The organism is Burkholderia sp. BCC0097 (assembly GCF_902832985.1).
Lineage (GTDB): Bacteria > Pseudomonadota > Gammaproteobacteria > Burkholderiales > Burkholderiaceae > Burkholderia > Burkholderia orbicola.
In genome coordinates this window covers 237,039-257,313 of record NZ_CADFDM010000006.1, presented here as the reverse complement: position 1 = coordinate 257,313, position 20,275 = coordinate 237,039, and the positions used below count along the sequence as shown (strand labels likewise).

Sequence of the window (20,275 nt, the reverse complement as noted above, 5' to 3'; positions counted from 1 at the left end):
GCATGTGCAAAAGAACGGGGGCGTTTCGCAATCCGGCCCCCGCCTGGAACATTACTGCACGGCGACCGTCGTGAAGTTCTGGCGTCCGAACGGACTCACGTGATAGCCGCTCACGTTCGTGCGCGTCAACGCGGCCGCGGTCGGGTAGCCGAGCGGAATCCACAGCGCCTGGTCATGGATGATCTTCTGCGCGCTTTCGTACAGCTTCGCGCGCTTGGCCTGGTCGGCGGTCGACTTGCCGTCGGCGATCAGCTTGTCGAGTTGCGCATCGCAGAAGCGCGCGAAGTTGATGCCCGACTTCACCGCATTGCAGCTGAACAGCGGCGACAGGTAGTTGTCCGGATCGCCGTTGTCGCCGGCCCAGCCCATGAACAGCATGTCATGCTGGCCGAGCTTCGCCTGCTTGATCAGCTCGCCCCATTCGATCACCTTCACCTCGGCCTTCACGCCGATCTTCGCGAGATCGGCCTGCAGCAGTTCCGCGCCGACCTTCGGGTTCGGATTCAGCACGCTGCCGGTCGGGCGCGTCCAGATGGTGGTCGAGAAGCCGTTCGGGAAGCCGGCCTGCGCGAGCAGTTGTTTCGCCTTCGCGGGATCGTACGCATACGGCGCGACGTCCTTCGCATAGCTCCACGTGTTCGGCGGATACGGGTTGTTCGCCGCCGTCGCGGTGTTGTCGAACACGACCTTCAGGTAGGTTGCGCGGTCGAACGCGAGGTTCAGCGCCTCGCGCACCTTGTCGTTGTCGAGCGGCTTCTTCTGCGTGTTCAGCGCGACGAACGCGGTCATGAAAGCGGGCGTCTGCACGATCTTCAGCGCGCTTTCGCCTTTCGCGGCGAGCACGTCCTGCGGCTTCGGCGACAGCGCGATCTGGCATTCGCCGGCCTTCACCTTCTGCAGGCGCACCGACGGGTCGGGCGTGATCGCGTAGATCAGCCGGTCGACCTTCGGCTTCGCGCCCCAGTACGTCGGGTTCGCGTCGTAGCGGATCAGCGCGTCCTTCGTATAGCTCTTCAGCACGAACGGGCCGGTGCCGACCGGCTTCGCGTTCAGGTCGGCCTGCTTGCCGGCCTTCAGCAGCTGGTCCGCGTATTCGGCCGAGTAGATCGACGCGAAGCCCATCGTCAGGATCGGCACGAACGTCGCGTTCGGTTCGTTCAGCACGAACTTCACCGTGCTGTCGTCGACCTTGGTGACCGACTTCACGAGTTTCACGAGGCCCATCGACTGCGCGTGCGGAAAGCCGCTCGCGCCGGCCACCTTGTGCCACGGATTCGCATCGTCGAGCATCCGCGTGAACGTGAACACGACGTCGTCCGCGTTCAGCGTGCGGCCCGGCTTGAAATAGTCGGTGGTCTGGAACGCGACGTTCGGGCGCAGGTGGAACGTGTACGTGAGGCCGTCGGCGCTCGCTTCCCATTTGTCCGCGAGCGCGGGCACGACCTTCTTCGCGGCTTCGTCGTAGGACACGAGCGTGTTGAAGATCACGTCGGCCGACGCGTTGGTCGTGACGAGCGAGTTGTACTGCACGACGTCGAAGCCGTCCGGGCTCGATTCCGTGCAGACGGTGAGCGGCTTGGCGGCGGCGAGGCCGGGGGCGGCAAGGGCGGCGAGGGTCGTGGCCACGGCGGCCGCGGCGAACAGCTTGACGTGCATAGGTTCTCCCACGTGACTTGTGATTTTTGCTGGATGTCGGAATGCGGGCGCGGCGCGGTCGAGGACCGGCCGGCGCGGCTGGCGAATAGCATACCGTCAAAGCGCGCGACGCGTGGAAAAAGGCGCCGGAACGCGGTGAATTGAGCGACAAAAGGCTGCGTTCGCGACGGAATGCGTGTTGCGGCGGCGGGGCGGGCAGGTCAAGAGCGATGCGCGAGGCGACGGCGCTCGAGACGGCGGTCGATCGCGATGCGCTGAGCACATGCGTGGCGCGACTCGAGCGACGAAACGAATACGATCGCGCCAGCGATGCGCGACACGTGGTGCGGCAGGGCGTCCGGAAGGCGGAAACGCAGGAACGCAGGAACGCAGGAAGGCGGGAAGGCGGGAATCCGCTTGACTCCGCGCGATCTGACTGCGGCGATCAAGCCGCGCCCCGCCGCGAGACGCGTGCCGGAGCCACGGCACCCTCAGTGCGCGCCGGCCTTCGGCTTGCGCGGCGCTTTTTCGAACAGGCGGTCGTACAGCCAGCGCGGCAGCACGTGCAGCACCTTCGCGACGACGCCCATCTGCCAAGGAATCACGCGGAACGCGTGCTGCCGGGCGATCGCGCGCGCCGCGCGCGCGGCGAAGCGGTCGGCGTCCATCAGGAACGGCATCCGGTACGGGTTGTGCGCGGTCATCGGCGTGCGAATGTAGCCGGGCGCGATCGTCACGACGCCGACGCCGGCCGGACGCAGCTCCACGCGCAGCGCTTCGAGATACTTGATCGCGGCCGATTTCGACGCGCTGTACGCGCCGGAGCCGGGCAGCCCGCGCACGCCGGCGACGCTCGCGACGCCGACCAGCGTGCCGTGGCGCGCGGCCGTCATCGGGCCGACGAACGGCTCGAATGTCGCGACCATCCCGTAGTAGTTGATGTCCATCACGTCGCGGAACGCCGCGAGATCGCCCTGGCCCGTGACGGCGCCCTGGCTGATGCCCGCGTTCGCGATCACGACGTCGGGACAACCATGCGTGGCGATGAACGACGCGGCGGCGGTGGCCAGCGCATCGGCGTCGCGCACGTCGGCGCAATAGACGGAGATGGACAGCTTCGGGAACCGCCGCGCGAACGCATCGAGTGCATCGGTGCGTCGCGCGACGAGCGCGAGCGTGGCGCCCTGGCGGGCGTATTCCTCGGCCATCGCGAGGCCGAGGCCGCTCGACGCGCCGGTGATGAAGACCTTCAGCGGAGTAGTCATGCCGGCGCGCGGACGGGGATCAGAGCTTCTTGTCCTGAACCTGCTTCACGAGGAAGTCGAGCACCTGCGCGGTACCCGGGATGCTGTTCGTGTAAGCCGGGCCCGTCTTGTACTTGCCCTGGACGACGACCGTCGGCACGCCGTCGATCGCGTAGTCCTTCAGCAGCTTGGCCGACTGGTTCACCTCGCCCTGCACGCTGAACGAGTTGTACGCGTCCATGAACTTCTTCTTGTCGACGCCCTGCGTGGCCAGGAAGTCGGCCTGCGCCTGCGGCGTCAGCAGGTAGTTCTTCTGCTTGTGGATCGCGTTGAAGATCGCCGGCGTGACCTTCTCGGAGATGCCGAGCGCGGACACCGCGTAGAACAGCTTCGAGTGCGGGAGGAAATCGTCACGGAATGCGACCGGCACGCGCTTGAAGTCGATGTTGTTGCCCTGCTTCTTCACCCAGGCCTCGATCGTCGGCTCGAATTCGTAGCAGTGCGGGCAGCCGTACCAGAAGAACTCGATCACCTCGACCTTGCCGGCCGGCGCGGACACCGGCTGCGGCGACTTCATCACCTCGAAGTCCTTGCCGGACACCGGCGCGGCGGGCGAAGCCTGGGCGAGGCCGGCGGCCAGGCCCAGGGACAGAAGGAGCGTGCTAAGCAGTTTTTTCATGTTGTGAACGTCGAATCAGTTGCTCGGGTTACGGAACGTAACGGGTTCTGCGTGGGCTCGGCCGGTTGGCTTACTGCTTCGTGAAGCGGATCACCGCCGTGTCGACACCTGCATCGGACAGGCGCTGGCGGGCCGAGTTCATATCCTCGAACTTCGAGAACGGGCCGACCCGCACGCGGAAATAGGTCACGCCGCTGACGTCGCGCTTCGACACCTTCGATTCGAAGCCCTGGAAGCCCAGGCGCGCGCGCTGCTGCTCGGCATCGCCTTCCGTCTTGTACGCACCGACCTGCAGGAAGTAGCCGGTGTTCGCGTCGTTCGCGGTCGGCGGCTTCGCCGTTGCTGCCGCCGCGGCCGCTGCCGACGACGTCGGCTTCGGCGTGTTCGCGGCCTGCTGTTGCTGCTGCTTCTGCGCGGCGGCTTGTTGCGCCTGCTTCTGCGCGGCGAAGCGGGCGAGGTCGTCCTCGCCGCCTTGCTGCTGCTGTTGCTGCGCTTGCTGCGTCTTCTTCGGCGGCGGCGTGGTGTCGGCCGGCTTCGGCGCGACGGCGACGCCGTTGCCCGACGACGGCGTGTTCGACGCGGTGGTGTTGCTCGAGCCGGTGGCGCCGTTCGGGTTACCCGATGGCGGCACTTCGACGATCTGCGGCTCGGGCAGCAGGCCGCCCTGGGTCTGGTTCGCGGCCTGGCCGGGCGCGGTGTTCGGCGGCGCCGATTGCGCGGCTTGCGGCACCGGCTGGCCGGGCGTCTTGCCCTGCAGCGCGCGGTTCGGGTCGAACTGCTGCGGCTGGCTCGCGCCGTTGTCGGCCGGCGGCGGCGCGACCTTCGACACGAACGGCGACGGCGAACGCGTGATGTAGAGTGCCACCACCACCGCGATTGCGAGGCCGACGATCAGGCCTAGCACGATTCCAAGAAATGTCCCTCCGGCTTGTTTCGATTGCTTCGAAGTTCGGCGTGGTTGTGCCATTGCTTGAGTCACCTGCAAAAAGAATCGTGAAAAGGCTGCGGCGGGCATCCGACGACGCGCATCCGACGGCGGCCGCTGCCGCAGCCATTCGCGGCCCGGTTCCGGGCCGCTTGCATCCTTACATCTTGGCGGGCGCGGATACGCCGAGCACCGCCAGGCCGTTCTCGAGCACCTGCCGGGTCGCGGCGAGCAGCGCGGCGCGCGCATTGCGCGGCGCCTCGTCGTCGACCAGCACGCGCTCCGCATTGTAGAACGAGTGGAATTCGCCAGCGAGATCGCGCAGGTAGAACGCGACCGCGTGCGGCGCCAGCTCGTTCGCCGCGTGCGTGAGCATGTCCGGATACTCGGCGAGCTTCTGCATCAGCGACGCCGCCTGCGCGCTCGTCAGCTGCGACAGGTCGGCGCCCGGCAGTTGCGCGACGTCGACGTTGTAGCGCGACTTCAGTTCGTTGAGCACCGAGCAGATCCGCGCATGCGCGTACTGGACGTAATAGACCGGGTTTTCGTCGTTCTGTTTCAGCGCGAGGTCGATGTCGAACACGAACTCGGTGTCGGCCTTGCGCGAGATCAGGAAGAAACGCACCGCGTCGCGGCCGCGCGTGATGGTTGCCTCGTCGATCAGGTCGGGGGCCGCTTCCTGGCCCGCCGCCGCGCCGCCCGACCATTCGATCAGATCGCGCACCGTCACGTAGCTGCCCGCGCGCTTCGAGATCTTCACTTCCTGGCCGTCGCGCATCACGGTGACCATCTTGTGCAGCACGTAGTCGGGATAACCCTTCGGAATCCCGATATGCAGCCCCTGCAGGCCGGCGCGCACGCGCGCGATCGTGCCGTGGTGGTCCGAACCCTGGATGTTGATCACCTTCGTGAAGCCGCGCTCCCACTTCGTCACGTGGTACGCGACGTCCGGCACGAAGTACGTGTACGTGCCGTCCGACTTGCGCATCACGCGATCCTTGTCGTCGCCTTCGTCGGTCGTGCGCAGCCACAGCGCGCCGTCCTGCTCGTAGGTCATGCCGGCCTTGACCAGCGCGTCGACCGTCTTCTCGACGCGGCCTTCGCTGTACAGCGACGACTCGAGGTAGTACTGGTCGAACTTCACGCCGAACGCCTGCAGGTCCATGTCCTGCTCGCGACGCAGGTAGGTGACCGCGAACTTGCGGATCGCGTCGAGATCCTCGACGTCGCCCGCGCCCTTGACCGGCTCGCCGTCGGATGCGGCGACCGTTTCACCGTTCAGGTAGTCGCGCGCGATGTCGGCGATGTACTCGCCGTTGTACGCGGCTTCCGGCCAGCCCGCGTCGCCCGGCTTCAGGCCACGCGCGCGTGCCTGCGTCGAGATCGCCAGGTTGCCGATCTGCACGCCCGCGTCGTTGTAGTAGAACTCGCGGTGCACCGCGTAGCCCTGGCTCGCGATCACGTTCGCGAGCACGTCGCCGAGCGCGGCCTGGCGGCCGTGGCCGACGTGCAGCGGGCCGGTCGGGTTGGCCGAGACGAACTCCAGCAACACTTGCTTGCCTTTCTCGCGATCCGACGTGCCGAACGCGCGGCCCTGGTCGAACACGGCGGCGATCACCGCCTGTTTCGCGGCGGCCGACAGGCGCAGGTTGATGAAGCCGGGGCCGGCGATCTCGGCGGCTTCGACGAGGCCTTGCGCGGCCGGCTGCGCGGTGAGGGCGGCGACGATCTGCTCGGCGAGCTGGCGCGGATTCGTGCCGAGCGGCTTCGCGAGCTGCATCGCGACGTTGCACGCGACGTCGCCGTGCGCGGCGACCTTGGGGCGCTCCAGCGTGATGGCGGGGGCGACGAATGCTGCGTCGGCGCCTTTCAGTGCGTGTGCGACCTGCTTGACGCTATCCGCGAGCAGGGCTTCGAGGGTCTGTTTGTGTGCTGGCAGCATGCTGGTAGAAGGCTTCGTTGGTGGCGGCCGGAAACGCCGGCCCGCCGGCACGCTTTTTAAGCGCGCGTTTCAGGGATCGCAGAATTTTAACAGGTGCTAATATGCCGCTCAGGCGGCCCGCGTCCGCGAGGCCGGACGCCGGTCTGCCGGCGTTCCCCAACCGCGCCGCGCAGGCACAACAAGATGAAAAGGGAATTGTCATGATTACGTTCAAGAGCAAGGCGGCACAGGATCTCGACGTGCTGAAGGATTTCGCCGTGTATGTGCTGGGTCTCGTCGGCAAGCAGCTGGGCGAGCGCGGTGTGATCACGCACGACGAACTGGACCACGCGATCGCCAAGCTGGAAGGCGCGGTCGCGCAGGCGAAGCAGGAGCGCGCCGAGCACGCCGGCCATTTCCACGAGGACGAAGCCGACCACGCGCACCATGAAGTGCCGCCGAGTCTGGCCCAGCGCGTCGCGCCGTTCCTGACGATGCTGCGCGAAGCGAAGGCCGGCCAGGCCGACGTGCACTGGGGCTTCTGAGCTTCCTTCTTCCTTGCTTGGCAGATCGAAAGGTTCGCCAGACAGGAAAAAGCCCGCTTTCGAGCGGGCTTTTTCTTTTGTCTGATAAAAAGGCGGCCGGGCCGCCCGTTTGCGTCGATCAGAGTTGCGGCGCGAGCGCGCGGCGCGCGTCGTCGAGCGACAGCGCCATGCGTTGCGCGTAGTCCTCGAGCTGATCCTGCCCGATTTTGCCGACCGAGAAGTAGCGGCTGTCCGGGTGCGCGAGATAGAAACCCGACACGCTCGCCGCCGGCAGCATCGCCAGCGAATCGGTCACGCTCATGCCGATCTCGTCCGCGTGCAGCACGTCGAACATGCCGCGCTTCACGAGGTGGTCGGGGCAGGCCGGGTAGCCGGGCGCCGGGCGGATGCCCGCGTACTTCTCGGCGATCAGCGCGTCGTTGTCGAGCGTCTCGCCGCTCGCATAGCCCCACAGCTCGCGCCGCACGCGCGCGTGCATCGCTTCGGCGAACGCTTCCGCGAAACGGTCGGCGAGCGCCTTCAGCATGATCGCGCTGTAGTCGTCGTGGTCGGCTTCGAACTGCTTTTCCTTCGCGTCGACGCCGAGGCCGGCCGTCACCGCGAACATCCCGATGTAGTCGGCCACCCCCGACTCCTTCGGCGCGATGAAATCGGCGAGCGAGCGGTTCGGCCGCATCACGCCGTCGACCACCGGGCGCACGCTCTGCTGGCGCAGGTTGCGCCACGTGAGCAGCACTTCCGAGCGCGACTCGTCGCTGTAGATCTCGATGTCGTCGTCGTTGACCGTATTGGCCGGCAGCAGCGCGATCACGCCGTTCGCGGTCAGCCAGCGGCCCTGGATCAGGCGCGCGAGCATCGACTTCGCGTCGGAGAACACGCGGCGCGCCGATTCGCCGACGATCTCGTCGTCCAGGATCGCCGGGTACGGGCCCGCGAGGTCCCAGGTCTGGAAGAACGGGCCCCAGTCGATGTAGTTCGCGAGCTCGTTCAGGTCGTAGTTCTTGAACACGCGGCGGCCGATGAACTTCGGCTTCACCGGCTGGTAGCCGGCCCAGTCGATCCTGGTCTTGTTCGCGCGCGCGTCGGCGAGCGTGACCATCGGCTGCGCCTTGCGGTTCGCGTGCTGGTCGCGGATGCGTTCGTAGTCGGACTTCAGCTCGTCGAGATACTTCGCCGCGCCTTCGTCGGACAGCAGGTTCGACGCGACCGACACCGAGCGCGACGCATCCGGCACGTAGACGACCGGGCCTTCGTAGTGCGGCGCGATCTTCACGGCCGTGTGCACGCGCGACGTCGTGGCGCCGCCGATCAGCAGCGGAATCTTCTTCACGCGGAAGTAGTCGTCGCGCTGCATTTCGGACGCGACGTACGCCATTTCCTCGAGGCTCGGCGTGATGAGGCCCGACAGCCCGATGATGTCCGCGCCCTCGACCTTCGCCTTCGCGAGGATCTCGTTGCACGGGACCATCACGCCCATGTTGACCACTTCGAAGTTGTTGCACTGGAGCACGACCGACACGATGTTCTTGCCGATGTCGTGCACGTCGCCCTTCACGGTCGCGATCACGATCTTGCCCTTCGCGCGCACGTCGCCGCCCGCTTCCGCGAGCAGGCGCTTTTCTTCCTCGATGAACGGGATCAGGTGCGCGACCGCCTGCTTCATCACGCGCGCCGACTTCACCACCTGCGGCAGGAACATCTTGCCCTGGCCGAACAGGTCGCCGACGATGTTCATCCCGTCCATCAGCGGCCCTTCGATCACGTTGATCGGACGGCCGCCGGCCGCGGCGATTTTCGCGCGCACTTCCTCGGTATCCTCGACGATGAAGGTCGTGATGCCGTGCACGAGCGCATGCGAGAGCCGCTTCTCGACCGGCTGGTTGCGCCACTCGAGGTTCTCTTCCTTCTTCGCGCCGCCCGCCTTGAACTTGTCGGCGATCTCCAGCAGGCGATCGGTGGAATCGTCGCGGCGGTTCAGGATCACGTCCTCGACGCGCTCGCGCAGCTCGGGGTCGAGATCGGCGTACACGCCGAGCTGGCCCGCGTTCACGATGCCCATGTCCATTCCGGCCTGGATCGCGTGATACAGGAACACGGTGTGGATCGCCTCGCGCACCGGGTCGTTGCCGCGGAACGAGAACGACACGTTCGACACGCCGCCGCTCACCTTCGCGTGCGGCAGGTTCTGCTTGATCCAGCGGGTCGCCTCGATGAAGTCGACCGCGTAGTTGTTGTGCTCCTCGATGCCGGTCGCGACCGCGAAGATGTTCGGGTCGAAGATGATGTCTTCCGGCGGAAAGCCGACTTCGTTCACGAGGAAATCGTACGAGCGCTTGCAGATCTCAGTCTTGCGCGCGTAGGTATCGGCCTGACCGGTTTCGTCGAACGCCATCACGACCGCGGCCGCGCCGTAGCGGCGGATCAGGTTCGCGTGGTGGCGGAACGCGTCCTCGCCTTCCTTCAGCGAAATCGAGTTCACGATCGCCTTGCCCTGCACGCACTTGAGGCCGGCCTCGATCACCTCCCACTTCGACGAGTCGATCATGATCGGCACGCGCGCGATGTCCGGCTCCGACGCGATCAGGTTCAGGAAGCGCACCATCGCCGCCTTCGAATCGAGCATCGCCTCGTCCATGTTGATGTCGATCACCTGCGCGCCGTTCTCGACCTGCTGGCGCGCGACGGCGAGCGCCTCGTCGAACTGGCCGTTGAGGATCATCCGTGCGAACGCCTTCGAGCCGGTGACGTTGGTGCGTTCGCCGACGTTGATGAAGAGCGTCCCGGGCGTGACGTTGAACGGCTCGAGGCCGGCAAGGCGCATCATGTGATCGGTCATGGCGGTGCGAATTCTTTTGATGAAGGACGTGGGGCGGTCGGTCAGGCGTTGTCGCTGTACTGGTTCGGCCAGCGGCGCGGCTTCACGTCGGCGAGCGCCTTCGCGATCTCGGCGATGTGCTCGGGCGTCGTGCCGCAGCAGCCGCCCGCGAGGTTCACGAGCCCGGCCTGCGCGAATTCCTTCAGCAGGCCCGACGTGACGTCGGGGGTTTCGTCGAAGCCGGTGTCGCTCATCGGGTTCGGCAGGCCCGCGTTCGGATAGCACGACACGTAGGTGTCGCACAGCTTCGCGAGCTCGGCGATGTACGGGCGCATCAGCGCCGCGCCGAGCGCGCAGTTCAGGCCGAACGTGAGCGGCTTCGCGTGACGCAGCGAGTTCCAGAACGCCTCGACCGTCTGGCCCGACAGAATGCGGCCCGACGCGTCGGTGACGGTGCCCGAGATCATGATCGGCAGGCGCTCGCCGGTGTCCTCGAACAGCTCGTCGAGCGCGAACAGCGCGGCCTTGGCGTTCAGCGTGTCGAAGATCGTCTCGACGAGGAACAGGTCGACGCCGCCGTCGAGCAGCGCCTTCGCCTGCTGGTAGTACGACGTGCGCAGCTCGTCGAACGTGACGTTGCGTGCACCCGGATCGTTGACGTCCGGCGAGATGCTGGCCGTCTTCGGCGTCGGCCCGATCGCGCCCGCGACGAAGCGCGGCTTGGTCCGAGTCGCGTATTTCGCGGCCGATTCGCGTGCGAGCTTCGCCGATGCGACGTTCATCTCGACGACGAGATCTTCCATCCCGTAGTCGGCCTGCGCGACGGTCGTCGCGCCGAACGTGTTGGTTTCGACGATGTCGGCGCCGGCCGCGAAGTACTGGTCGTGGATCTCGCGGATGATCTGCGGCTGCGTGAGCGACAGCAGCTCGTTGTTGCCCTTGATGTCGCGCGGGAAATCCTTGAAACGCTCGCCGCGATACGCGGCCTCGTCGAGCTTGTAGCGCTGGATCATCGTGCCCATCGCGCCGTCGAGGATCAGGATGCGCGATTTCAGCAGCGCGGGCAGGGCGGCGCCGCGCGTGTAGTGCGCGTCGAGCGGGACGGAAGCGGCGAGAGGAGTCGCAGACATGGGCGGAAGACCGGCGAAGACGGAAAACCGTCATTGTAGCCGGTGCGTCAAGGGGGCGCGGGCCCTCGCCGTGCCGGCCTCGCGGCCCGCCAAATGAAAGCCCCCGCCGGCGAGCCGGACGGGGGCAGGATCGGAGTGCACGCGGCGCCGCGTCGATGCGCGGCGAAATGGCCCGGCCGCGTGACGCGCCGGGCCGCGGTCGTCAGTGGAGCACGACGGGCATCATCATCAGGCTGTCGAATTGTCCGAGGAATTCGTCGACTTCGTCGAGCGACGGTTCATCCTCGATCAGCTGCTTCACGTGCGCGCGGAATCGTTCGGCAAGTTCGCCGTCGATGAAGATTTCGCGCTGCGCGTTCTTGTCGACGATTTCGTATCCGCCGGCATTCATCAGGTGATGGCCGGCCTGCGGCGCAAATTCGACGACGCAGTAGTTGGGGCTGTTGTAGATCATTTGCATGGCGGCACTCCTCTTCGCAGTGGCATCTGGCCTTGTTGTCCCCTAGGTGGGGCGAGCCTTGCCGGTTTCAAGGGGCTTGCGCTGCACACCCCGTTCTCCCGTTGCGTGGGGTGTATCGGTTAGAAGCCGATGTCTATCAAACGTTTCTCATTGTGAGCCGGTGGACTGAAATAGTTGTTAAAGAGTGTCATCGGCCATTTCCGGGAAATCTGTAATCGGTCGAAATTGCCGATTCGTGCGCGTTCACTCGAGTTCACTGTGTGACAGTCGACGAGGCAGGGGGTTGCATCGGCGCGGGCGGTGCCGCTTGCGCCGGTTCCGCTGGCGGCGCAGGCGATGCATCGGGTGTCGGAGCGGCGGCAGGCGCGTTCGTTGCGCCGCCGGGCGGCACGGCATCGGCAGGCACGTCCGGTGCGGCGAGGCGGCCGTGCCACAGCAGCTCGATCTGTGCCCCGTTCGGCTCGCTCTGCACGAGTCGCGCGGGCAGCCAGCCGAGCGACGGCGCGAGCCACATGTCGATGCGGCGCGTGTCGCCGTCGCGGCGCGGCAGCCGCATGAAGTGCCGCGCCGCGACGATGCCGGCCTGCGTCTGCACCTGCTCGTCGCCGATCACGGTGATCGGCCAGGTCTCGCCGCTGTTGTTGTCGATCACGAAGAACTGCTGCGTGACGCCCGGCTTGTAGGCGGCGGGATTGCCGCGCACGAGCCCCGACAACTGCATCAGCATGCTGAAGCGGTCCTGCACGCCGTCGGGCAGCGGCGCGTTGTTCGGCGTGCGCGTGAACACCACCTGCCGGATCTCGCGGTTGAAGATCGCGATGTCTTCCGGCCGCTTGCCGCGCTTCTCGACGTAACGGTCGGGCGCGACGCCGAACGCGTCGATGCGGCCTTCGCTGCGATAGGTGAACGGGCCCACGAACGGCACGGGCATCGACACCGACAGGTCGTACGTGTGCCCGTCGGTGCGCCAGTGGATCGTGCCGATCATGTTCTGCATGCCGTTGTAGAACGTGTCGTACTGCAGGTCGCCGGACGGCGGCGCGGCGAACTTCACGCCGCTCGTCGCGGGGCCGGGTGTCGCGGCGCTCGCGCCCGCGGCCGCGTGCGCGGCCGAGGCGCCCGAAGCCCCCGGTGTGCCGCTCGCAGCGGACGCGGCTGCCGCGGGCGGTTCGCCGTGCTCGGCCGTCTGCGTCGACGTGAGGACCGGCTCCTGCGACGGCGCGGGTTTCGGCGGGGCGGCCTTGGGCGCGGCCGGTGCGGCCGGACGTTCGACCGGCGTCGGCGCCGGCGGGGCCGGTTGGCGCTCGATCGGCTGCGGTTTCAGCAACTCGATCTGCACGGGGATCTCAGCGGGCGGCGGCGGTGTGAACGATTCGCGGTTGCGCATCAGCCAGAATCCGGCGAGCGCATGCAGCACCAGCACGGCGACGAGCGCGACGCCCACGCGCAGCCAGCGGCGGGGCTGGGCGTGACTCGGGCGAAGGTCGGCAGGCTGCATGGGCATCGGAACAGGATCGGGGCGCGTGGGTGACGTCGGGCGCGCGGCGCGCGCCACAGGAATCGGACCGTCGGATGCGCTGCGCGTTCGCGATGCGTGACGTGGCGTGAACCGGATGCGTCAGGCGTCGCGTGCGTCGGGACTATAGCCGAGTTCGTAGGACAGTTTCTGCGCGCATGCGCGCAGCGCGGTGTCGATCTCGCCGCCCCACGCGATGTCGAACGAGCCTTCCTGGCCGAGCGCGACGATCGCGAGCGCGAGTTCGCCGACCGCATCGAACACCGGCATGCAGAATGCGTGGATCGTCGGCAGCAGCATCCCCTCGACACGCGCGGCCTGGTGCCGGCGCACGTCGGCGAGCACCGCATCGACTTCGTCGAGCGTGCGCGGGCCGCCGTGGTGCGGCGAGCGGCGCGTATCGGCGAGTTCGCGCTCGAGCATCGCGGCGGTCTTGCTGCGCGGCAGGTACGCGGCGAACAGCAGGCCCGTCGCGGAACCGAGCAACGGCATCACGTCGCCGAGCTTCAGCGACGCCTTCGCCGGATGGCTCGATTCCATCCAGTGCACGATCGTCGGCCCCTGGTTGCCCCATACCGCGATGCCGACCGTCTGGTCGAGGCGATCGCGGAATTCGGTCAGCGCGATCCGCGCGAGCTTCACGCCGTCGACGCGGGCGAGCCGCGCGAGGCCCATCTGCAGCGCGAAGCCGCCGAGCTCGTAGCGGCCCGAGACGGGGTCCTGCGACACGACGCCGAGCCGCGAGAAGCTGACCAGGTAGCGATGCGCCTTCGCCGGGCTCATGCCCGCGCGCTGCGCGAGATCGCGCAGCATCATCGCGCGCGGCTCGCTCGTCAGCACGTCGAGCAGGCGAAAGCCGACCTCGATCGACTGGATGCCGGAACGGACCTTCTCGCCGTGTTCGCCGGAGGCGGCATCGTCGGTATCGGAGTCGGCGAGATCGTCGTCGGGAAGCGGGCTGGCGGGCATGGGCAACGGGTGCGCGAAAATGCGACAGGAAACGGGGCGAAAACGGCGTGCGCGATCGTGGCGCGCCGCATGGATTCACCATCGTAAAATAGATTCCCTCCATCGTCACTACAACGGCAGATCCTCCCTATGAAACTTGCTTCGCTGAAGGACGGCACGCGCGACGGCCAGCTGATCGTCGTGTCGCGCGACCTGCACACCGCGGCGATTGCCGATGCGATCGCGCCGACGCTGCAGCGCGTCCTCGACGACTGGGCGTTCTACGCGCCGCAATTGCGCGACCTGTACGACGCGCTGAACCACGGCCGCGCGCGCAACGCTTTCCCGTTCGATCCGGCCAACTGCATGGCGCCGCTGCCGCGCGCGTTCCAGTGGGCCGACGGCTCCGCGTACGTGAACCACGTCGAGCTCGTGCGTCGTGCGCGCGGCGCCGAGATGCCGCCCGAGTTCTGGACCGATCCGCTGATGTACCAGGGCGGCAGCGACGATTTCGTGGGGCCGCGCGACGACGTCGTGTGCCCGTCCGAGGAATGGGGCATCGATTTCGAGGCGGAAGTCGCGGTGATCACCGGCGACGTGCCGATGAGCGCGTCGCCCGACGACGCGCTGAAGGCCGTGCGACTCATCACGCTCGTGAACGACGTATCGCTGCGCAACCTGATTCCGGCCGAACTCGCGAAGGGCTTCGGCTTCTTCCAGAGCAAGCCGGCCACCGCGTTCGCGCCGGTCGCCGTCACGCCCGACGAGCTGGGCGACGAATGGCGCGAAGGCCGCGTGCACCGCCCGATGATCGTCCACTGGAACGGCAAGAAGGTCGGCCAGCCGGATGCGGGCACCGACATGGTGTTCCACTTCGGCCAGTTGATCGCGCACGCGGCGAAGACGCGCAACCTGCGTGCCGGCTCGATCGTCGGCTCGGGCACGGTGTCGAACAAGGACGCGAAGCGCGGCTACTGCTGCATCGCCGAGAAGCGCTGCCTGGAGACGATCGAGCACGGCGCGCCGCAGACCGAATTCATGCGCTACGGCGATACGGTGCGCATCGAGATGTTCGATGCGGCCGGCAAATCGATCTTCGGCGCGATCGAGCAGTCGGTTTCGCCGCCCGACGGCGCGGCATAAGCGGCGCGGTACGCGCTGCGACGGCGAACCCCGGCTTCGGCCCGCGCGCCGGGTTTCGCCCGATGTTTGACCGCGCGGGCTTGGCTACACTCGATTCAAGCGTTCGAGCGCCTCGAACAAGGAGCAGCAGATGGCCGATCTTGCCGCGTACGGCGGTTACGAAGCACTGAAGGTGACGCGCCGCGACCATGGCGTGCTCGACATCGTGATGAGCGGCGAGGGCGCGAACCGCAGCGGCCTCGCGACCGCGAACGCGCGCATGCATCGCGAGCTCGCCGACATCTGGCGCGACGTCGATCGCGATCCCGACACGCGCGTCGCGGTGATCCGCGGCGAAGGCAAGGGTTTTTCGGCGGGCGGCGATCTCGCGCTCGTCGAGGACATGGCGAACGATTTCGACGTGCGCGCCCGCGTGTGGCGCGAGGCGCGCGACCTCGTCTACAACGTGATCAACTGCAGCAAGCCGATCGTGTCGGCGATGCACGGCCCGGCCGTCGGCGCGGGGCTCGTGGCCGGGCTGCTCGCCGACATCTCGATCGCCGCGAAGGATGCGCGCATCATCGACGGCCACACGCGGCTCGGCGTCGCGGCCGGCGACCATGCGGCGATCGTGTGGCCGCTCCTGTGCGGGATGGCGAAGGCGAAGTACTACCTGATGCTGTGCGAGCCCGTGAGCGGCGAGGAAGCGGAGCGGATCGGGCTGGTCTCGCTCGCGGTCGAGCCGGCCGACCTGCTGTCGAAGGCATACGAAGTGGCCGAGCGGCTCGCGCACGGTTCGCAGTCGGCGATCCGGTGGACCAAGTACGCGCTGAACAACTGGCTGCGCACGGCCGGCCCGACCTTCGATACGTCGCTCGCACTCGAATTCATGGGTTTTTCGGGGCCCGACGTGCAGGAGGGCATCCGCTCGCTGCGCGAGCGGCGCCCGCCCGCATTCCCCGGCGACGCGCCGTTCTGACGTGCGCGCTATGATCGAACCACGCGCGGCTGCGCGACGCTCGGCGGCCGCCTCGCTCCCCCAGTCAACCAGGATGCCCGTATGACGACCGATGCCTCCGGCGCCAACCCTTTCGCCGGCTTTGCCGGGTTCCAGCCCGCCGACATGATGGACCGGATGTGGGACATGATGCGGATGTCGCCGTTCGGCGGGATGGCGCCGTTTCCGGGCGCCGCGCACGGGCTGCCGCCGTCGCTGTCGAGCATGTCCGACATGATGTCGCCGCTCACGAACGTCGAGGAGCTCGACAAGCGGATCACCGATCTGCGCGCGGTCGAGCAATGGCTGAAGCTCAATCTCGGGATGCTGCAGTCCGCGATCCAGGCGCTCGAGGTGCAGCGTGCGACGCTCGCGACGCTGCGCGCGTTTGGCGCATTCGCGCAAAGCTCGATGTCGGCGGCCGAGGAAGCGGCCGTGGCTGCCGCGCAGGCCGCGAAGCCCGCGTCGGCGGGCGAGGCCGCGCCCGCGGCCGATGCCGCGGCTGCGCCGGAAGGCGACCCCGCGCAGCAGCCGTTCGATCCGTCCGGCTGGTGGAATCTGCTGCAGACGCAATTCAACCAGCTCGCGAGCCTCGCGATGGCGCAGCCGGGCATGCAGCCTGCCGCGTCGGGCGCCGCGCCGCCGGAGGCCGCCGCCGCGCCCGAACCCGCCGCGAAGGCCGCCGCGGCGGCGCCGCGCAAGCCCGCCGCGAAGCGCGCGAAGCCGTCCGGTTCGGCCGCGGAGCGCGCGGCGGCCGCTTCGTCGCCCGAAACGCGTCCGCCGAAGCGCTCGACGTGATGCGGCGCAGGTAGCAGGGCGATCATGCGACTCGCGCTCGTTCTGATGGGAGGCGGCGCGCGCGCCGCATACCAGGTCGGTGTGCTGAAGGCGCTGGCCGAGATCGCGCGCGAGGCCGATCCGCAGCGGCACACGCTGCCGTTCACGGTCGTGTGCGGTTCGTCGGCCGGCGCGATCAACGCGACGTCGGTCGCGAGCCACGCGGACGACTTTTCCCATGGCGTGCGGCGCCTGCTCGAATTCTGGGAGCCGTTGCGCGCCGACTACGTGTATCGCACCGACTGGCTCGGCATCGCGGCCGCCGGCGCGCGCTGGCTCGCGACGATGACGTTCGGCTGGGCGGCGCGCCGCTCGCCGCGCGGGCTGCTCGACAACACACCGCTCGCGCATCTGCTGCAGCGGGAGCTGAGTTTCCACCGGATCGAGCAGATGCTCGAGGCGCGCCTGCTGCATGCGCTCGCGATCACCGCGCTCAGCTATTCGAGCGGCCGGCACCTCACGTTCTACCAGGCCGCCCAGCCGATCCAGGCGTGGCGGCGCGCGCAGCGCACCGCGCGGCTCGTCGACCTGTCGGCGTCGCACCTGCTCGCGTCCTCGGCCATTCCGTTCGTGTTCCCCGCCGTGCCGCTCGTGCTCGACGGGCAGATCGAGTACTTCGGCGACGGCTCGATCCGGCAGATCGCGCCGCTGTCGCCGGCGATCCATTTCGGCGCGGACCGGATCGTCGTCGTCGGTGCCGCCGATCCGCGGCCCGAGATTCCGGCCGCAAACGGCGCGGGGCGGCCCCGTGGCTACCCGACGCTCGCGCAGATCGGCCAGCAGGTGCTCGCGAGCGTGTTCCTCGACTCGATCGGCTCGGACATCGAACGGATCGAGCACATCAACCGGATGATCGAGCACCTGCCGCACCAGGTCGAGATCGACAGCGGCTGGCGGCACGTCGACGTGCTCGCGATCGCGCCGTCCGAGCGCATCGAGCTGATTGCCGCGAAGCACCTGAAGCAGATGCCGGCGACGATGCGCGGGCTGCTCGGCGCGATCGGCGGCAGCCAGCCGGCCGGCGCGTCGTTCGCGAGCTACCTGCTGTTCGAGGAGGCCTTCACGCGCGAGCTGATCGAGCTCGGCTACCGCGACGGCCGGGCGCAACGCGAGACGCTCGCCGGCTGGATCGCTCAGGCGGACGGCAGCCGCGCGCCGGCGGCCGGCACGCCGCCGGAAGGCGGCCTCGCGGCCGGAAAAATACGGGTCTGATGCACGCAGGCGCAATGTAAGGTTGCGTATTTGCGACGGTCGGCTGCGACCGATCGCCGCACGCAGGTTGGCGGGGCCAGACCGGGCGGGCGTCTCGGAACCGTCATGCACGCGTGCTATCATGGCCGCCGCCGTATACACCATATCGAGCAGCCCGCCGATCCGGCATCCGCACGGGACCTTTCGGGGAACCCGCCTGGGGGCAGGGGACGGGCGCGCCAACGAGCCGGCCAGCGCCGGCCCCCACTCAGGCAAGCGCGACCGGCTTCGTCCGAACGGAGCGGGTGGCGGCATGCCCAACGGCGGCAACGCGGCCGCCCGGCTGCCGGACGAGGAATCAGCGTCCGGCGGGCCGGTTTCCCGCGTAAAATTAGAGTCTTGGCTGCAAAAAGCGCGCGTGGCGCGCTTGCGCGGCAACAGTCACGTTTAGAGAAGTCGCATTGCGCAGAACAGGGGTGGGACCATCATGAACACCATGCTTTATCCGGAACTTTACAGGTCGCTCGAAGCTGTCCGCTGGGACATGGAGAAGGACATTCCGTGGGACAAGTTCGACGCTTCGCTGCTCACCGACGAGCAGGCGAAGACGATCAAGATGAACGCGATCACCGAATGGTCGGCGCTGCCCGCGACGGAAATGTTCCTGCGCGACAACCAGCACGACAGCGACTTTTCCGCGTTCATGAGCGTGTGGTTCTTCGAGGAGCAGAAGCATTCGCTCGTGCTGATGGAATACCTGCGCCGCTTCAAGCCGGAGATGGTGCCGACCGAAGAGGAACTGCACGCGGTGCGCTTCCAGTTCGATCCGGCGCCGCCGCTCGAGACGCTGATGCTGCACTTCTGCGGCGAAATCCGTTTGAACCACTGGTACCGCTGCGCGGCCGACTGGCACACCGAGCCCGTCATCAAGCAGATCTACGAAACGATTTCGCGCGATGAAGCGCGTCACGGCGGCGCGTACCTGCGCTACATGAAGAAAGCGCTGAACAACTGCGGCGACGTCGCGCGTGCCGCCTTCGCGAAGATCGGCGTGCTGATGGCGTCGGCGCGCCGCACCGAGAAGCCGCTGCACCCGACCAACCTGCACGTGAACCAGGCGCTGTTCCCGCGCGACACCGTGCAGTCGCGCCTGCCCGATCCGGAATGGCTCGAACGCTGGCTCGACGAGCAGATCCGTTTCGACGGCGAGTGGGAGAAGAAGGTGGTCGAGCGGATTCTGCACAACCTGTCGATCCTGTTCGAGCGCACGTTCGCGACCGCGCAGGAACTGAACCGCTACCGCAAGGAAGTCACCGGCCGCCTGCAGGCCGAAAGTGGCCCGTCGTCAGCCGCGCAGCCGGCCTGAGGCCGGCAGGGGCCGCCGTCGGCGCGAGCCGGGTCCGATTCGTACCCGATTCGCGCCCGATTCGCGCCCGATTCGCGCCCGGCTCGCGGCACCGTGTCGCGTTCATCGCATGAAGCCCGCCCGGCCGGTCCGGCGGGCTTTTTATCGGGTGCCGCCGTCGCGCGCGCCGTCGTTCATCCCGTCCAATCTCCATCATGTCCGCCACTTTCGAACGCAAGCTGATCACCCGTGATGCCCTCGTCGCGCTGCGCGCGTCGCTGCCGTCGCCCGTCGTGTTCACCAACGGCGTGTTCGACATCCTGCATCGCGGTCACGTCACGTATCTCGCCGATGCGAAAGCGCTCGGCGCCTGCCTGATCGTCGGCGTGAACAGCGACGCGTCGGTGCGCATGCTCGGCAAGGGCGACGACCGCCCGATCAACCGCGAAGAGGATCGCGCGGCCTTGCTGGCGGCGCTGGAAAGCGTCGACTGGGTCGTGACGTTCACGGAACAGACGCCCGTGTCGCTGATCGAGGCCGTCCGTCCGGACATCCTCGTGAAGGGCGGTGATTACGACATGGACGCACTGCCGGAGTCGGCGCTCGTGCGCGGCTGGGGCGGCCGGGCGCTGGCGATTCCGTTCGAGCACGATCGCTCGACCACTGCACTGCTGAAGAAGGTGCGCGCGCAACAGCCGTGAGCGCGACGCGGCGCCGTCACGGCGCGGACGCGGCGAGCGGTGCGGTCGTGACGGCCGGCGCCGCGATCGGGCCGCCGACGACGGGCTGGTCGGTCGCCCGCATGAGCGGTGTCACGCGCAATGCGTCGGGCCGCACCTGCCGCGACAGCACGGCGGGTTCGCGCGGGCCGGCCGCGGGCAGCGGCCCGAACATGCCGCGCGCCACCACGAACGCGAGCATGTTGGCGAGAAAGAGAACAGCGATCAGCCAGCGCAGCATCGTCG

The 20,275-nt window shown here is 67.8% G+C and carries 18 protein-coding genes; 7 read left to right on the top strand and 11 right to left on the bottom strand.

Annotated elements, in window-relative coordinates; all coding sequences use genetic code 11:
- Positions 1-51: 51 nt before the first annotated feature.
- The 5 genes from HWX07_RS21640 to argS form a co-directional block, all read right to left on the bottom strand.
- A complete protein-coding gene (locus HWX07_RS21640; RefSeq protein ID WP_175877613.1) occupies positions 52-1,656 on the bottom strand; it encodes an ABC transporter substrate-binding protein in 1,605 nt (534 codons plus the stop codon).
- Positions 1,657-2,126: 470 nt separating this feature from the next.
- Positions 2,127-2,900 (bottom strand): SDR family oxidoreductase, encoded by a 774-nt coding sequence (locus tag HWX07_RS21635; protein WP_175877612.1) that lies wholly within the window; start codon positions 2,898-2,900, stop codon positions 2,127-2,129.
- Between the two features lie 19 nt (positions 2,901-2,919).
- Positions 2,920-3,558: a thiol:disulfide interchange protein DsbA/DsbL gene (locus HWX07_RS21630; protein WP_027785573.1), complete on the bottom strand. Its 639-nt coding sequence runs from the start codon at positions 3,556-3,558 to the stop codon at positions 2,920-2,922.
- A 70-nt stretch (positions 3,559-3,628) separates the two neighbouring features.
- Positions 3,629-4,525: an SPOR domain-containing protein gene (locus HWX07_RS21625; protein WP_175877611.1), complete on the bottom strand. Its 897-nt coding sequence runs from the start codon at positions 4,523-4,525 to the stop codon at positions 3,629-3,631.
- 118 nt (positions 4,526-4,643) lie between these two features.
- On the bottom strand, positions 4,644-6,425 hold the full coding sequence (gene argS / locus HWX07_RS21620; RefSeq protein ID WP_175877610.1) for an arginine--tRNA ligase: 1,782 nt from the start codon (positions 6,423-6,425) through the stop codon (positions 4,644-4,646).
- A 200-nt stretch (positions 6,426-6,625) separates the two neighbouring features.
- Between argS and HWX07_RS21615 the strand changes: the two genes are divergently transcribed.
- The gene (locus HWX07_RS21615) at positions 6,626-6,949 is read left to right on the top strand and encodes a DUF1840 domain-containing protein (RefSeq protein ID WP_006489103.1); all 324 of its coding nucleotides are present in this window, start codon (positions 6,626-6,628) and stop codon (positions 6,947-6,949) included.
- Positions 6,950-7,067: 118 nt separating this feature from the next.
- Here the strand turns inward: HWX07_RS21615 and metH are convergent, their stop codons facing one another.
- The 5 genes from metH to HWX07_RS21590 all read right to left on the bottom strand — a co-directional run bounded on the left by metH (position 7,068) and on the right by HWX07_RS21590 (position 13,839).
- Complete coding sequence (metH, locus tag HWX07_RS21610; protein WP_279612778.1) at positions 7,068-9,806, bottom strand: methionine synthase; 2,739 nt, start codon at positions 9,804-9,806, stop codon at positions 7,068-7,070.
- Between the two features lie 20 nt (positions 9,807-9,826).
- Positions 9,827-10,894, bottom strand: coding sequence for a homocysteine S-methyltransferase family protein (locus tag HWX07_RS21605; protein WP_175877608.1), 1,068 nt, complete (start codon positions 10,892-10,894; stop codon positions 9,827-9,829).
- A 202-nt stretch (positions 10,895-11,096) separates the two neighbouring features.
- On the bottom strand, positions 11,097-11,354 hold the full coding sequence (locus tag HWX07_RS21600) for a DUF3567 domain-containing protein (protein ID WP_006477667.1): 258 nt from the start codon (positions 11,352-11,354) through the stop codon (positions 11,097-11,099).
- Between the two features lie 253 nt (positions 11,355-11,607).
- Entirely contained in the window at positions 11,608-12,858 is a 1,251-nt protein-coding gene (locus tag HWX07_RS21595) for a DUF3108 domain-containing protein (RefSeq protein ID WP_175877607.1), read from the bottom strand.
- A gap of 114 nt (positions 12,859-12,972) precedes the next feature.
- Positions 12,973-13,839, bottom strand: coding sequence for an IclR family transcriptional regulator (locus HWX07_RS21590; protein ID WP_011546324.1), 867 nt, complete (start codon positions 13,837-13,839; stop codon positions 12,973-12,975).
- A gap of 129 nt (positions 13,840-13,968) precedes the next feature.
- On the opposite strand from HWX07_RS21590, the gene HWX07_RS21585 reads away from it, so the two are divergent.
- The 6 genes from HWX07_RS21585 to rfaE2 all read left to right on the top strand — a co-directional run bounded on the left by HWX07_RS21585 (position 13,969) and on the right by rfaE2 (position 20,011).
- A complete protein-coding gene (locus tag HWX07_RS21585; RefSeq protein ID WP_175877606.1) occupies positions 13,969-14,961 on the top strand; it encodes a fumarylacetoacetate hydrolase family protein in 993 nt (330 codons plus the stop codon).
- Positions 14,962-15,091: 130 nt separating this feature from the next.
- Positions 15,092-15,919 carry an enoyl-CoA hydratase/isomerase family protein gene (locus HWX07_RS21580; protein WP_175877605.1) on the top strand — a complete coding sequence of 276 codons (828 nt, stop codon included), beginning with the start codon at positions 15,092-15,094 and terminating at the stop codon, positions 15,917-15,919.
- Between the two features lie 81 nt (positions 15,920-16,000).
- A complete protein-coding gene (locus HWX07_RS21575; RefSeq protein WP_175877604.1) occupies positions 16,001-16,735 on the top strand; it encodes a PhaM family polyhydroxyalkanoate granule multifunctional regulatory protein in 735 nt (244 codons plus the stop codon).
- 24 nt (positions 16,736-16,759) lie between these two features.
- Positions 16,760-17,986: a patatin-like phospholipase family protein gene (locus HWX07_RS21570; protein WP_175877603.1), complete on the top strand. Its 1,227-nt coding sequence runs from the start codon at positions 16,760-16,762 to the stop codon at positions 17,984-17,986.
- Positions 17,987-18,452: 466 nt separating this feature from the next.
- Entirely contained in the window at positions 18,453-19,331 is an 879-nt protein-coding gene (locus HWX07_RS21565; protein WP_011353352.1) for a diiron oxygenase, read from the top strand.
- A 194-nt stretch (positions 19,332-19,525) separates the two neighbouring features.
- Positions 19,526-20,011, top strand: coding sequence for a D-glycero-beta-D-manno-heptose 1-phosphate adenylyltransferase (rfaE2, locus tag HWX07_RS21560; protein WP_175877602.1), 486 nt, complete (start codon positions 19,526-19,528; stop codon positions 20,009-20,011).
- A gap of 16 nt (positions 20,012-20,027) precedes the next feature.
- On the opposite strand, the gene HWX07_RS21555 is transcribed toward rfaE2, so the two are convergent.
- The gene (locus tag HWX07_RS21555) at positions 20,028-20,270 is read right to left on the bottom strand and encodes a hypothetical protein (protein WP_175877601.1); all 243 of its coding nucleotides are present in this window, start codon (positions 20,268-20,270) and stop codon (positions 20,028-20,030) included.
- Between the last annotated feature and the right edge of the window lie 5 nt (positions 20,271-20,275).

Excerpts from the sequence above, each read along its gene's own strand:
- HWX07_RS21580 (WP_175877605.1), top strand. The coding sequence starts at position 15,092 with ATGGCCGATCTTGCCGCGTACGGCGGTTACGAAGCACTGAAGGTGACG.
- HWX07_RS21555 (WP_175877601.1), bottom strand. The coding sequence starts at position 20,270 with ATGCTGCGCTGGCTGATCGCTGTTCTCTTTCTCGCCAACATGCTCGCG.
- HWX07_RS21635 (WP_175877612.1), bottom strand. The coding sequence starts at position 2,900 with ATGACTACTCCGCTGAAGGTCTTCATCACCGGCGCGTCGAGCGGCCTC.
- rfaE2 (WP_175877602.1), top strand. The coding sequence starts at position 19,526 with ATGTCCGCCACTTTCGAACGCAAGCTGATCACCCGTGATGCCCTCGTC.
- HWX07_RS21605 (WP_175877608.1), bottom strand. The coding sequence starts at position 10,894 with ATGTCTGCGACTCCTCTCGCCGCTTCCGTCCCGCTCGACGCGCACTAC.
- HWX07_RS21590 (WP_011546324.1), bottom strand. The coding sequence starts at position 13,839 with ATGCCCGCCAGCCCGCTTCCCGACGACGATCTCGCCGACTCCGATACC.
- HWX07_RS21595 (WP_175877607.1), bottom strand. The coding sequence starts at position 12,858 with ATGCCCATGCAGCCTGCCGACCTTCGCCCGAGTCACGCCCAGCCCCGC.
- HWX07_RS21575 (WP_175877604.1), top strand. The coding sequence starts at position 16,001 with ATGACGACCGATGCCTCCGGCGCCAACCCTTTCGCCGGCTTTGCCGGG.
- HWX07_RS21630 (WP_027785573.1), bottom strand. The coding sequence starts at position 3,558 with ATGAAAAAACTGCTTAGCACGCTCCTTCTGTCCCTGGGCCTGGCCGCC.
- HWX07_RS21640 (WP_175877613.1), bottom strand. The coding sequence starts at position 1,656 with ATGCACGTCAAGCTGTTCGCCGCGGCCGCCGTGGCCACGACCCTCGCC.
- HWX07_RS21565 (WP_011353352.1), top strand. The coding sequence starts at position 18,453 with ATGAACACCATGCTTTATCCGGAACTTTACAGGTCGCTCGAAGCTGTC.
- HWX07_RS21625 (WP_175877611.1), bottom strand. The coding sequence starts at position 4,525 with ATGGCACAACCACGCCGAACTTCGAAGCAATCGAAACAAGCCGGAGGG.
- argS (WP_175877610.1), bottom strand. The coding sequence starts at position 6,425 with ATGCTGCCAGCACACAAACAGACCCTCGAAGCCCTGCTCGCGGATAGC.
- HWX07_RS21570 (WP_175877603.1), top strand. The coding sequence starts at position 16,760 with ATGCGACTCGCGCTCGTTCTGATGGGAGGCGGCGCGCGCGCCGCATAC.
- HWX07_RS21615 (WP_006489103.1), top strand. The coding sequence starts at position 6,626 with ATGATTACGTTCAAGAGCAAGGCGGCACAGGATCTCGACGTGCTGAAG.
- HWX07_RS21600 (WP_006477667.1), bottom strand. The coding sequence starts at position 11,354 with ATGCAAATGATCTACAACAGCCCCAACTACTGCGTCGTCGAATTTGCG.
- HWX07_RS21585 (WP_175877606.1), top strand. The coding sequence starts at position 13,969 with ATGAAACTTGCTTCGCTGAAGGACGGCACGCGCGACGGCCAGCTGATC.